The following is a 13349-nucleotide window of genomic DNA, read 5'->3' on the forward strand; positions in this document are numbered from 1 at the left end:
GTAAGGTATAATTAGTTCGGTATGTGCGTAAGCGCCCGCATCCAGTCCATGGATATGGGGATAAAACAATATAATCCAACTTATTTCAGGAGGTAAAAAGAAATGAAACAGTACAAGTTTTGGTTTGCAACCGGTTCTCAGGACTTATACGGAGATGAGTGTCTGGCTCATGTGGCGGAGCACTCCAAAAAGATTGTGGAGCATCTGAATCAGTCCGGCCTGCTCCCCTATGAGATTGTATGGAAGCCGACCTTAATCACCAACGAGCTGATCCGCAGGACTTTCAACGAGGCCAACGCAGACGGGGAATGTGCAGGCGTTATCACTTGGATGCACACCTTTTCCCCGGCAAAGTCCTGGATCCTGGGACTGCAGGAGTACCGCAAACCTCTGATGCATTTACATACACAGTTTAATGAAGAAATTCCATACGATACCATTGACATGGACTTTATGAATGAGAATCAGTCCGCACACGGAGATCGGGAGTACGGCCATATCGTAAGCCGCATGGGGATTGAACGGAAAGTTGTTGTGGGACATTGGGCGGATGAGAGCGTTATTAAGCGGATTGCTTCCTGGATGCGTACCGCCATTGGTATTATGGAGAGCAGCCATATCCGTGTGATGCGTGTGGCGGACAATATGCGCAACGTGGCCGTGACCGAGGGAGATAAGGTAGAAGCTCAGATTAAGTTTGGCTGGGAGATTGACTCTTATCCCGTAAATGAAATCGCAGAATATGTGGAAGCCACAGCAAAAGGCGATGTTGACACTTTGGTGGAAGAATATTATGATAAATATGAGATCTTATTGGAAGGCAGAGATCCGGAGGAGTTCAAAAAGCATGTGGCGGTGCAGGCCCAGATAGAGCTTGGCTTTGAGCGTTTCTTAAAGGAGAAAAATTATCAGGCTATCGTAACTCATTTCGGTGATTTGGGAGCTCTTAAGCAGCTTCCCGGACTGGCGATTCAGCGCCTGATGGAAAAGGGCTATGGCTTCGGCGGAGAGGGCGACTGGAAGACGGCAGCCATGGTGCGCCTGATGAAGATTATGACTGAGGGCATGAAAGATGCCAAGGGAACTTCTTTTATGGAGGACTATACCTACAATCTGGTTCCCGGCAAGGAGGGTATTCTTCAGGCCCATATGCTGGAGGTATGCCCCACCATTTCCGAGGGTCCCATTGGTATTAAGGTAACGCCGTTATCCATGGGAGACAGAGAGGATCCGGCCCGTCTTGTATTTACCTCCAAAACAGGCAAAGGCATTGCCGCATCCCTGGTTGATCTGGGAAATCGCTTCCGCCTTATTATTAATACGGTGGACTGCAAAAAGGTGGAAAAACCCATGCCGAAGCTTCCGGTGGCAACCGCATTCTGGACACCGGAGCCCAGCCTTGCAACTGGTGCGGAAGCCTGGATTCTGGCAGGCGGAGCCCATCATACGGCCTTTACCTATGACCTGACCGCAGAGCAGATGGGCGACTGGGCGGCAGCTATGGGAATCGAGGTTGTATACATAGACAAGGATACCACCATCCGCAGCCTTAAGAATGAAATGCTCTGGAATTCCGTTGCTTTCCGTTAGATAAAAAGAACTTAAAACAGTAATATCCCGGACAGTGTACAAATCGATTTACAGACGCATTTTTCTGCGGCTGGAAATTGATTTATACAAAGGTGTACGGAAAGGATATTACGGAACTCAAATCAGCAGCACCCGGACAGTGCACAGATCCGTTTACGGACGCATGCTTTTGTGGCTGGAAATGGATCTATATGTCCCGTGTACTGTCCGGGTGCTGCTGAACTTTAAATAGGAGGGTTTTACCATGAGCAATTTAAAAGAAGCCATTGAAAGCGGAAAGACATCTCTGGGAATTGAGCTTGGCTCCACCCGAATCAAAGCAGTACTTATTGACGAGTCCCACAAGCCCATTGCATCCGGAAGCTATGACTGGGAGAACCAGTTGGAGAACGGCATCTGGACCTATGCCCTGGATGAAGTGTGGAAAGGTCTTCGGGGCAGCTATCAGGCATTGAAGGAAGATGTGAAGAATCAGTACGGCGCAGAAATCACCACTGTGGGAGCTCTCGGAATCAGTGCCATGATGCACGGCTATCTGGTATTTGACAAAGAGGGAAATCAGCTGGTGCCGTTCCGTACCTGGAGAAACACCATCACCGGCCAGGCAGCAGGGGAGCTGACAGAGCTGTTTCAGTATAACATCCCCCAGAGATGGAGCATTGCCCATTTGTACCAGGCCGTATTAAATGGAGAAGAGCATCTTCCGAAGATTGATTATATGACCACTCTTGCAGGCTATATTCACTGGAAGCTTACGGGACGCAGGGCTATGGGCGTAGGCGAGGCCTCCGGCATGTTTCCCGTTGACACAAAGACGGGGCAGTTCTACGGCCGTATGCTTGACCAGTTTGATGATTTGGTGGCGGATAAAAGTTATTCCTGGAAGCTTGAAGAGATTTTGCCGGAGGTTCTCAGTGCGGGCGAAGCGGCAGGGGAACTGACGGAAGAGGGAGCAAAGCTTCTGGATCCGTCCGGCACCTTGAAAGCAGGCATTCCCTTATGTCCGCCGGAGGGTGACGCAGGCACCGGCATGGTTGCCACCAACAGCGTGGCACAGCGTACCGGCAATATTTCCGCAGGAACATCCGGATTCGCCATGATTGTTCTGGAACATGAGCTTAAGAAAGTACATACGGAGATCGATCTGGTAACTACTCCGGACGGAAGTCTGGTGGGAATGGCCCATACCAACAACTGTACCTCGGATTTGAATGCCTGGGTAGGGTTATTTAAGGAATTTGCAGAAAGCTTCGGCATGAAAGTGGATATGAACGAGCTCTTTGGCACCTTGTACCGGAAAGCCCTGGAGGGAGATCCGGAGTGCGGCGGACTTCTGGCTTACAACTATTTCTCAGGGGAGCATGTGACCGGCTTTGAAGAGGGACGTCCGCTGTTCGTGAGAAAGCCGGACAGCAAGTTCAATCTGGCCAACTTTATACGGGTACATTTGATGACCTCCCTTGGAGCCATGAGAGCAGGAATGGATATCCTCATCAAAGAAGAGGGCGTAAAGGTAGACGAGATCGTAGGACATGGCGGCCTCTTTAAGACAAAGGGCGTAGGACAGCGGTTTGTGGCGGCTGTTATGAACGTTCCCGTAGTCGTGATGGAGACGGCCGGAGAGGGCGGCGCCTGGGGAATTGCCCTGCTGGCCTCTTATATGAAGAATAAAAGCCAGGGAGAAAGCCTTGGAGCTTACCTTGCTGATAAAGTATTTGCAGGTGAAAAGGGAGAGCGCATGGAGCCGGACGCAAAGGATGTGGAGGGCTATGATATCTTTATTGAGCGCTACACCCAGGGCCTTGCCATTGAGCGTGCGGCAGTGGAGCATCTGCGCTAAAAGGTGAGATATCCGATAGGATGACGGTTATAAAAACAGAAACCTCAAAGGAGGATGACGCAATGGCAGAAGCTTTCAGTGCGCCATCCTCTTTTTAAGGTCAAGTCAGAGTTCTGGGATAGAATGTACAGGGAACATGTAGCAAAACTGGAATAGAGGTGTGGGATGCTGAAAGTATTTCTGGTAGAAGACGAAGTGGTAGTGCGTGAGGGAATGAAAAACAATATCCACTGGGAGAAAGAGGGCTTTATATTTGTAGGGGAAGCCAGTGACGGAGAGCTGGCTTATCCTCTGATCCAGAAGACCCGGCCGGATATTCTCATTACAGATATTAAAATGCCCTTTATGGACGGATTGGAGCTGAGCCGCCTGGTGAAGCAGGAGATGCCGGATGTGAAGATCATTGTCTTAAGCGGCTACGATGAGTTTGAATATGCAAAAGAGGGAATCAGTATCGGAATTACGGACTATCTGGTAAAGCCCATTTCCGGAAGTCAGCTTCTGGAGGCGGTAAAAAAGGTGGGGAAGCTGGTGGAGGAGGAAGGGGAGCAGCGGAAGTTTCTGGAAACCTTTGAGCGGGAGCGCCTGGAAAACACCCAGCTTGCCAGACAGAGGTTCTTTCGAAGCCTGGTGTCCGGCACCAAGCCCGTATCTTCCCTTTTGAAGGAGGGACGGGAGATTGGCATGGAGCTTGCTGCCAACCGCTATAACATTCTGCTCTTTCAGATTTTCGCCGGCGATGGCGGCGAAGGCTATGATGAGGAAGAAAACCGGGTTACAAAGGCAATAGAAGAGATGACGGAACAGATTCCGGGAGTTCTGATGATCGAACTGGGACTGGAGGGCTGGGCATTTATCTTAAAAGGGACCGGAGAAAAGGAACTCTTAGAAGTACAGAATGATTTCCTTAAAAAGCTTTTGGAAACCCTTGGGTCTTATGAGACGGTGGAATATTTTGGAGGTCTGGGGCGGGAAGCAGGCAGGCTTTCCGAGCTTGGCCGCTGCTTTGAGGAAGCCAACCGGGCCTTTGCCTACCGGTATCTGAAAAAGAGGAATCAGATAATAGACAGCAGCCGAGAGACGGAACCGGAAGCAAAGGAAGAAGACATTCATCTGGATGCTCTGGATGTCAGACAATTGGATCGGCGTGCGGCGGAAAGCTTTTTGAAAACCGGGTTAAAGAGCCAGATTCCTCATTTTCTGGATGAGTACCTGCAAAGCCTTGGGGAGAAAAATATACAATCCATGCTTTTTCGCCAGTATGTAACCATAGATCTTTACTTTGCCGCAGTAGGGCAGATTCAGCAGCTTGGCTATGAATCGGGCGATTTGGTAGAGCGCTGTGGGGATTTCCAGAATATGAACTCCGTATTTTCCACGGTGGAGCAGACTAAGGATTATCTGACAAAAGTTCTGGAGGCGGCCCTTGAGCTTAGGGAGGCCGTATCCAGAAGAAAGTACAGCTCTCTCTTAAAGGATGCCAAGGCATTTATCAGGGAAAATTATGATAATGAGGAAATTTCCCTGAATATGACGGCAGCAAGCGTGAACTTAAGTCCCAATCATTTCAGTACCATATTCAGTCAGGAGACAGGCCAGACCTTTATTGAATACCTGACGTCCGTGCGGATGGAAAAGGCAAGGGAGCTTCTTCGGGGGACCTCTATGAAGACGGCGGAGATTGCCTTTGCCGTGGGCTACAAGGATCCCCATTATTTCAGCTATCTCTTTAAGAAAACACAGGAGTGTACACCGAGAGAGTTCCGGGCCGGAGCGTAAACAGAGGTGGTGTGGAATTGGAATAATTATGTGGAAAAAAGATTCTTCTATTAAAAAACGTTTGAATATGCTTCTTTTTGTCTGCCTGATTCCTTTAACGGTGATGATTGTCTACCTGCTGTTCATCATACGGCAGTTTTCAGAGCGCTATGATGCGGTTGTAGAAAATATTTCCAAGGCAAATGCCTATAATATCGCTTTTAAAGAGGATATGGATTACATCATGTATATCATTGTAGCCAATGCCCAGAGAGCCTCGGAGCTGGTGGACTTGGAACGGCCCCACCAGATGATCGAGGAAGCAAGGGAGGTTTTTGAGGGACTCTATGAGACAGCGGACGCAGACTATGCCAGAAACCGCCTTGGCAGAATCTTAAAGAGCCTTAACACCCTGGAAAACCGGGTGGAGGAGATTGAGACGGACATGATGGATGGAGGTTCCTATGACACCAATATGGAGCGTCTGGACTTAAATATCCGCATTTTGACAGAGCTGATTCAGGAGCAGATTCAGCAGTATATCTACTATGAGACGACCAACCTGGAGGCTCTCAGGGAGGGAATACGATCGGATGTGGATGCCGCCATACGAATGAGCAGCCTGATTTTTGCGGTGATTCTTGCCGGGGCGCTTGTAATCAGCCGGAAGATTATGACGGGAATTACAAAGCCCATTCGAAATCTCTGTGAGGTGACCACCCTGGCGGGAAGCGGAGATTTTGCCGTTCGTGCACAGGAGGAAAGTACGGATGAATTGGCAGTATTAAATACCAGCTTTAACCAGATGGTGGAGAAGATTGGAAATCTGGTAGAGGATATCCGCATTGAGCAGTTAAATCTGCGGGCAACGGAGCTTAAGCTTCTCCAGGCTCAGATTAATCCTCATTTCCTTTATAATACTTTGGATACGATTATCTGGTTGGCGGAAGCGGAGGAAAAGGAGCAGGTGGTGGTGATGGTATCCGCTCTGTCCGATTTCTTCCGAACCACCTTAAGCAAAGGGAGAGACTACATTTCTGTTCAGGAGGAGGAGGCTCATATCCGAAGCTATCTTAAGATTCAGAAAGTCCGCTATCAGGATATCCTGGACTATGAAATCCGGATCTCCGGAGAGCTGTATCAATATCAGATTTTGAAATTGACCCTGCAGCCTCTGGTAGAAAATGCCCTGTACCACGGAATTAAGAACAAACGAGGGAAAGGGCGGATTCGGGTATCGGGTGAGCAAGAGGGAGATACCTTGGTGTTCCGGGTGTGGGACAATGGCCAGGGTATGGAGCCGGAAAAATTAGAGAAAGTACGCCGGATTATCAGTGGAGAACAGGATCCGAACGATCCTTCCGGATTTGGGCTTTTCAATGTGGATCAGAGAATACGCCTGAACTATGGCGCCGGCTATGGTTTGACTATGAACAGCATCTATGGTTCCTGGACGGAGGCTGTCGTTACGATTCCGGCGGAGAAGAATGACACCATACCCGGACATGATTCCCAATAAGGGGAAAAATCACCCGTAAAAAAATAAACTTTTTCCGTAAAAAAACAAACTTTGTTCATATTTTGTTCAAAAATTAGTAAATAATTATACTTATTTCAAAAGGATGTCCGTATCAAAAAAAATCCCTCTGTCGTAAAATATTTTCATAGCCAAGAGGAATTGGCAAATAAAACACAGGGAGGGTTTTTGACCATGAAAAGAAAACTTATCGGCTTACTGTTGTGTGTAGCTATGACAGCGACTATGCTGGCTGGCTGCGGATCCAAGGGAGGAGATGCACCTGCAGACGCTCCTGCGGCTGATACACCGGCAGAAGCACCAGCAGAGAGCGGCGACGACGCAGAGGCAGATGCTCCGGCAGCATCCGGTGATGTAATCACCATCGGATTTGCACAGGTTGGACATGAGTCTGACTGGCGTACTGCTTCCACCAAGTCCTGCCAGGATGTATTTTCTGCAGAAAACGGCTACGACCTGCAGTTTGTAGACTGTGACAATGACTCTGCCGTACAGCTTGAGGCTGTTCGTGGATTCATTGAGCAGGATGTGGATTACATTATCATTGACCCCATCGTTTCCACCGGTTGGGACACCGTACTTACCGAGTGTGAGGATGCAGGAATCCCGGTTATCGTTATTGACCGTACCATTGATGATTCTGACAAGTATGTATCCTGGGTAGGCTCCAACTTCAAGACAGAGGGTCTTGCAGCAGGCGAGTGGCTGAAAGCTTATGCGGCAGAGAAAGGCATTAACGAGATCAATGCTCTTGTAATCGAGGGTTCCACCGGCGCATCCGCAACCATCGGACGTACTGAGGGCTTCAAGGAGATTGCTGACAGAGAGGGATGGACCATCGTAGATTCTCAGAGCGGCGACTTCACACAGGACGGCGGCGCAGAGGTTATGGAGTCCTACTGCAAGTCCTATGAAGGAAAATTCAACGTAGTTGTATGCCAGAACGATAATGAGGCATTCGGCGCTATGGATGCTATGAAGCAGGCAGGCATTTCCTACGGTGTTGAGGGCGACGTGATTCTGATTTCCTTTGACGCTTGTACCGCAGGCCTTGAGTTTGTAAAATCCGGCGATATCAACGCTGACTTCGAGTGCAACCCGCTGGCAGCTCCTTTTGTAGAAGAGGTTATCAAGACTCTTGCAAGCGGCGGAACACCGGAGAAAGAAGTATACATGGAAGAGCACTGGTTCGTAAATGAGGATATCCTTTCTACGATCGAAGTAAACGGTGAGACTCACAACTTAACTGTAGTAACAGATGACATTATTGCCGCACAGTACTAATATGTTTCCTGCCGATGGAAGTGATTCCAAAAGCGGAGCATAGTTAGCAGCTATAATCGGGGAGGTTGATGAAAGATAAGCCTCCCCCTTTCTCATAATACAGGAAACGCATGAGCTGTTTTCTGTATTATGAGATACCCTCCAAAGCAGGCGGGTGCTGTGATGGAAAGAGATTATGCACAAAAACATGTGCAAATTAAGGAAATACCTTACAGGTATCTCTTTATGCACAAAAAACATGTGCGAATTAAGGAAACACCTTACAGGTATCCCTTTATGCACAAAAAACATGTGCGAATTAAGGAAACACCTTACAGGTATCCCTTTATGCACAAAAATATGTGCGAATTAAGGAAAGGAAAGAAATTATGGACAATCAGGTAGTATTGACCATGCGTGGCATATCCATGACTTTCCCTGGAGTGAAAGCTCTTGACAATGTGGATTTTACTTTGCGAAAAGGTGAGATTCATGCGCTGATGGGGGAGAACGGCGCAGGTAAATCAACGCTTATTAAGTGTCTGACTGGTATCAATGCATTTGAGGCCGGTGAAATTCATGTGGAGGGCATTGAGGGCCCTGTTGTAAATCATTCCACGCTGGATGCTCAGAAAAAAGGTATTTCAACGGTGTATCAGGAGGTTAATCTCTGTCCGAACTTAAGCGTGGCCGAAAATCTGTTTATCGGCCGTGAGCCGAAGACAAAGCTTGGAACCATTGACTGGAAAACCATGGTAAAGAGGGCGGAAGCTATCATAGCGGACTTGGAAATGAATATTGATGTGACCCAGAACCTGGAGGAATATTCTCTGGCGCTCCAGCAGATGATTGCCATTGCCCGTGCGGTAGATATGGAGTGCAAGGTTCTGATTCTGGATGAGCCAACCTCATCTCTGGATGACAACGAGGTAGAGAAGCTGTTCCGCCTGATGAACCAGCTAAAGGAAAAGGGCGTTGGAATCGTCTTTGTAACTCATTTCCTGGAGCAGGTATATGCGGTCTGTGATAGGATTACGGTTCTTCGGAACGGCCAGCTGGTAGGGGAATATCCCATTGAGGATCTGCCCCGTGTGAAGTTGGTAGCAGCTATGATGGGTAAGGATTTTGACGATCTGGCATCCATTAAGTCGGACGAATCCCCCGCATTCAGCGATGAGGACATTCTCATTGACGCCCAGGGCTTAAGTCATAAGGGAACCATTAAGCCTTTCGATCTCAGGATTCATAAGGGCGAGGTTGTGGGCCTTACGGGGCTTTTGGGCTCCGGACGAAGCGAACTGGCCCGTGTAATCTACGGTGCCGACAAGAGTCAGACAGGGACATTAAAGGTAAATGGAAAGGAAGTAAAGATTAATTCTCCCATTGATGCCATGAACCTTGGCATGGGACTTCTGCCGGATGACAGAAAGGCGGAGGGTATCATCGGAGACTTGTCCGTTCGTGAAAATATCATTCTGGCCCTGCAGGCAAAACGGGGAATGTTCCGTCTTCTGCCTATGAAAGAGCAGATTGAACTGGCGGATAAATACATAGATATGCTTCAGATTAAGACGGCAAGCCGTGAGACCCTGATTCGGCAGTTATCCGGCGGTAATCAGCAGAAAGTAATTCTGGGCCGCTGGCTTGCGACAGATCCGGATTTCCTGATTCTGGATGAGCCTACTCGCGGAATTGACATTGGTACCAAGACGGAGATTCAGAAATTGGTGCTGAAACTGGCCAAGGAGGGAAAGGGTATTATCTTCATTTCCTCCGAGATCGAGGAGATGCTCCGTACCTGTACGAAGATGGCAGTTTTGCGGGACGGCGCAAAGGTTGGAGAGATCACCGAGAGTCTGACTCAGGAGACTGTAATGAAAGCAATTGCAGGAGGTGGAACCAATGAATAAAGTGAAAAAGCTCACAGGGATGGCTTTATTTCTTCCCATCTTCTGTATGGTGCTGGTGATGGCGGTTAACATCATCTATGATGTTGCTTCCGGAAATTTTGCATTTAACTTTTTTACCATTTCCATTCGAAATGGCGTGCTTTACGGGCGTTTGATTGATATTTTAAACCGTGGCAGCGAGATTGCAATTCTTGCGGTAGGAATGACTTTGGTGGTATCCGCTTCGGCCGGAACGGATATTTCCGTGGGCTCCGTTATGTCTCTGGCGGCTTCTTTCTGCTGTATGCTGCTGGCAGGCTATGGGGTATCCTCAGCCAATGATCTGGCGGTTCCCCTTTTGGTGGGCGTGCTGGGCGGTGTTCTTATGGGCTGCCTCTGCGGCGCTTTTAACGGATTTCTGGTGGCTTACCTGAATGTTCAGCCTATGGTGGCTACACTGATTTTATTTTCTGCGGCAAGAGCTATCGGGCTTTTGCTCTGTAACAATCTGATTGTGTATGTGCGGAATGACTCCTTTAAGTTTTTTGGAGGATATACCGGGTTTATGCCGACCCCTATTATTATTGCTGCCATCTGTGTGGCTGTTATGATGGTGCTTCTTAAGAAAACGGCTTTGGGCCTTTACATTCAGAGTGTGGGTATCAATAAAAAGGCTTCCCGGATTGCGGGACTTAATTCCTCAAAGATTATATTTGTGTGTTATGTGGTGTGCGGCCTTGCAGCCGGTATTGCCGGTATTGTGGGTGCTTCCCGTATCAGTTCGGCGGATTCCAACAATATCGGTCTTAATTACGAGCTGGATGCGATTCTGGCTGTAGCCCTTGGGGGAAACAGCTTAGGCGGCGGTAAGTTTAACCTGGCAGGCTCCATTATCGGTGCCTATACCATTCAGGCGATTACCACAACTTTGTATGCATTGGGCGTATCTTCGGATGTGGCTCCCGTATACAAGGCAGTCATTGTACTGATTATTGTAACGATTCAGGCTCCGCCCTTTAAGGCATATATGAAGCGGATGTCTGCCAAAAGAGCACTGGCGAAAGGAGGCGCTGCGGCATGAAAGGGAAAAAGATAAACAGCAATACCCTGCTGCTTCTGATTACCATTGCACTGTTTGTAGTGATGTATGCGGTGGGATGCGTGATTTACTCATCCAAGGGATTTACGCACCTGCAGACCTTTTTGAATATTCTTATTAACAATGCGGGGCTTCTCTGTATTGCCTGCGGCATGACCTGTGTTATGCTGACAGGAGGCATTGACATTTCCGTAGGCTCTCTGGTTGCCATGGACTGTATGTTCCTGGCGGTGGGCATGGAGCAGTGGGGGCTGAACGCAGGGCTTTTGTGTGTGTTGGTTTTGCTGATTGGCCTGGTGTTTGGTCTTGTGCAGGGCTTCTGCGTGGGCTATCTGGAGATTCAGCCCTTTATTGTAACCATGGCGGGCATGTTCTTTGCCCGTGGCATGACGGCGGTGATTTGTACGGATCAGGTGTCCATCAGCCAGAATGCATTTTTTGTAGGGCTGGCAAATATGAAGTTTGAGATTCCCTTTGGGGCTTATACCAACAGTAAGGGCGTGCTTCAGGTTCCGTTTGTCCGGCTTCCGGTTATTATTGCCCTGGTGGTGCTGGTCCTGGTGTTCCTGATGCTTCGTTATACCAAGTTCGGGCGCAGCCTGTATGCGGTAGGCGGCAATGAGCAGTCGGCTACGATGATGGGTCTGAATGTGAAGCTGACGAAGCTTAAGGCTTACATGCTGTCTTCTTTCCTGTGTTCCGTAGGAGGCATCTGCTTTTGTATGAATACCATGTCGGGAAGTGTGCGGCAGGCTCTTGGGCTTGAGATGGATGCCATTGCTTCGGCGGTTATCGGCGGAACGCTTTTGACAGGCGGCGTGGGAAATGTGATTGGATCTTTCTTTGGGGTGCTGATTAACGGCACTATTTCCACACTGGTCAAGACCAACGGCAAGCTTTTAAGCTCCTGGTCTAATATCGCTGTGGCAGCGCTTCTGTGCTTCTTTATTGTACTGCAGAGCGTATTTGCCAAAATGAAAGATACGAAGAAATAATATAATGGAAGAAAGTCCATTACTGTATTGGCCTGTGTCTGTGCAGCACAGTGCATGACCCAAGAACGAACAGTAACGAAAGTCTCTCATCTGCAGACAGATATGCTGCGGATGAGAGATTGTTCGCACTATCACGGCAGCGATTTGTGAATGAGGCTGTGAAAGTACGAAATGGTTATCCGTAATAGAGGAAAAGTTTAATGAGGGCTGCCATGAGGATGAAGAGGGCATGGATCATAGGGTGTCTTTTGCTGGCTGTGATTGCCTGCCAGGGCTGTAAAAAGCAGCAGGAGGAGCCGGAAAGTACCCTGCTGTATGAGGATGAAATCGAAGACAGTGATAATTATATTGTAGTGGGCTTTGCCCAGGTGGGCTCGGAGTCTGATTGGCGGCTGGCCAATACCCAGTCTTTTCGTGATACGTTCCGGGAGGATAAGGGGTATTACCTGCTTTTTGAGGACGGACAGCAGAAGCAGGAGAACCAGATTAAGGCGATTCGGAATTTTATTCTCCAGGAGGTGGATTATATTATCCTGGACCCAATCGTGGAGACCGGCTGGGATGCGGTGCTGCAGGAAGCAAAGGTGGCCGGAATCCCGGTGATTCTCTCAGACCGCCTGGTGGAGGTGGAGGATAGCAGCCTCTATACCTGCTGGGTTGGAAGTGATTTTGAGGAGGAGGGCCGGATTGCCGGCCGCTGGCTTAAGGCTTATCTGGAGGAAGAGGGCCGGGCAGATGAGGAGATTCGGATTGTGACTCTCCAGGGAACATTGGATTCTTCCGCACAGATTGGCCGGACGGTGGGATTTGATAAGATTCTCAGGCAGCAGGAGAACTGGACTATGCTGGATCGGGGCTCCGGGGATTTTACCCTTACCAAGGGCCGGGAAGTGATGGAGAGCTTTCTGGATCTGTATGATGATATTGACGTAGTGGTCTGCGAAAATGACAATATGGCATTTGGCGCCATCGAAGCTATCCGAGCGGCAGGGAAGACCTGCGGCCCCTCTGGGGAGATCATTATGATATCTATTGACGGAACCAGGGCAGCGCTGGATGCCATGGCGGAGGGGGAGATCCATATGGTGATGGAGTGCAATCCTCTTTTGGGGCCTATGGTGGAGGAGATTATTCAGAGGCTGGAGCGGGGAGAGGAAGTGGAACGGGTTCAGTATGTGGAGGAGCAGTATTTTGATGCTTCAATGGATTTGGAGAGGATTATGGAGAGTCGGACATATTAAAGGCATCTGCATGAACAGATGTTTCACGAACTGCCTATAGGCGGTTAATCCGACAAATATATACCTTACCGGACGAAGTCCGCCAGTTCCGAAGGGACATGCATTGATGGGGTACCCGTAGGGTATAGCAAAATGGC

The 13349-nt window shown here is 48.9% G+C and carries 9 protein-coding genes; all 9 read left to right on the forward strand.

Features of this window, described 5'->3' with window-relative positions; all coding sequences use genetic code 11:
• Window positions 1–102: 102 nt before the first annotated feature.
• The 9 genes from araA (at window position 103) to VSQ61_RS15860 (ending at window position 13212) form a co-directional block, all read left to right on the forward strand.
• On the forward strand, window positions 103–1590 hold the full coding sequence (araA, locus tag VSQ61_RS15820) for an L-arabinose isomerase (RefSeq protein WP_334345360.1): 1488 nt from the start codon (window positions 103–105) through the stop codon (window positions 1588–1590).
• Window positions 1591–1834: 244 nt separating this feature from the next.
• Window positions 1835–3430, forward strand: a complete 1596-nt coding sequence (locus VSQ61_RS15825) for a xylulokinase (RefSeq protein ID WP_334345361.1) — start codon at window positions 1835–1837, stop codon at window positions 3428–3430.
• A gap of 165 nt (window positions 3431–3595) precedes the next feature.
• Entirely contained in the window at window positions 3596–5209 is a 1614-nt protein-coding gene (locus tag VSQ61_RS15830) for a response regulator (protein WP_334345362.1), read from the forward strand.
• Window positions 5210–5237: 28 nt separating this feature from the next.
• Window positions 5238–6707: a sensor histidine kinase gene (locus VSQ61_RS15835; protein ID WP_334345363.1), complete on the forward strand. Its 1470-nt coding sequence runs from the start codon at window positions 5238–5240 to the stop codon at window positions 6705–6707.
• A 192-nt stretch (window positions 6708–6899) separates the two neighbouring features.
• A complete protein-coding gene (locus tag VSQ61_RS15840; RefSeq protein WP_334345364.1) occupies window positions 6900–8009 on the forward strand; it encodes a substrate-binding domain-containing protein in 1110 nt (369 codons plus the stop codon).
• 368 nt (window positions 8010–8377) lie between these two features.
• Window positions 8378–9898, forward strand: coding sequence for a sugar ABC transporter ATP-binding protein (locus VSQ61_RS15845; RefSeq protein WP_334345365.1), 1521 nt, complete (start codon window positions 8378–8380; stop codon window positions 9896–9898).
• Window positions 9891–10958, forward strand: a complete 1068-nt coding sequence (locus VSQ61_RS15850) for an ABC transporter permease (RefSeq protein WP_334345366.1) — start codon at window positions 9891–9893, stop codon at window positions 10956–10958. Before VSQ61_RS15845 ends, VSQ61_RS15850 begins: the two co-directional genes overlap by 8 nt.
• Window positions 10955–11971, forward strand: coding sequence for an ABC transporter permease subunit (locus tag VSQ61_RS15855; RefSeq protein ID WP_334345367.1), 1017 nt, complete (start codon window positions 10955–10957; stop codon window positions 11969–11971). The genes VSQ61_RS15850 and VSQ61_RS15855 overlap by 4 nt, the downstream gene beginning before the upstream one ends.
• Before the next feature lie 212 nt (window positions 11972–12183).
• On the forward strand, window positions 12184–13212 hold the full coding sequence (locus tag VSQ61_RS15860; RefSeq protein WP_502877049.1) for an ABC transporter substrate-binding protein: 1029 nt from the start codon (window positions 12184–12186) through the stop codon (window positions 13210–13212).
• The last annotated feature ends 137 nt before the right edge of the window (window positions 13213–13349 follow it).

Source organism: Candidatus Merdisoma sp. JLR.KK006 (assembly GCF_036941035.1).
In the GTDB taxonomy this organism is placed as follows: Bacteria; Bacillota; Clostridia; order Lachnospirales; family Lachnospiraceae; genus Laedolimicola.

Bases quoted from the DNA above. Each gene is read 5' to 3' on its own strand.
- araA (WP_334345360.1), top strand. From the start codon at position 103: ATGAAACAGTACAAGTTTTGGTTTGCAACCGGTTCTCAGGACTTATAC.
- VSQ61_RS15825 (WP_334345361.1), top strand. From the start codon at position 1,835: ATGAGCAATTTAAAAGAAGCCATTGAAAGCGGAAAGACATCTCTGGGA.
- VSQ61_RS15830 (WP_334345362.1), top strand. From the start codon at position 3,596: ATGCTGAAAGTATTTCTGGTAGAAGACGAAGTGGTAGTGCGTGAGGGA.
- VSQ61_RS15835 (WP_334345363.1), top strand. From the start codon at position 5,238: ATGTGGAAAAAAGATTCTTCTATTAAAAAACGTTTGAATATGCTTCTT.
- VSQ61_RS15840 (WP_334345364.1), top strand. From the start codon at position 6,900: ATGAAAAGAAAACTTATCGGCTTACTGTTGTGTGTAGCTATGACAGCG.
- VSQ61_RS15845 (WP_334345365.1), top strand. From the start codon at position 8,378: ATGGACAATCAGGTAGTATTGACCATGCGTGGCATATCCATGACTTTC.
- VSQ61_RS15850 (WP_334345366.1), top strand. From the start codon at position 9,891: ATGAATAAAGTGAAAAAGCTCACAGGGATGGCTTTATTTCTTCCCATC.
- VSQ61_RS15855 (WP_334345367.1), top strand. From the start codon at position 10,955: ATGAAAGGGAAAAAGATAAACAGCAATACCCTGCTGCTTCTGATTACC.
- VSQ61_RS15860 (WP_502877049.1), top strand. From the start codon at position 12,184: ATGAGGATGAAGAGGGCATGGATCATAGGGTGTCTTTTGCTGGCTGTG.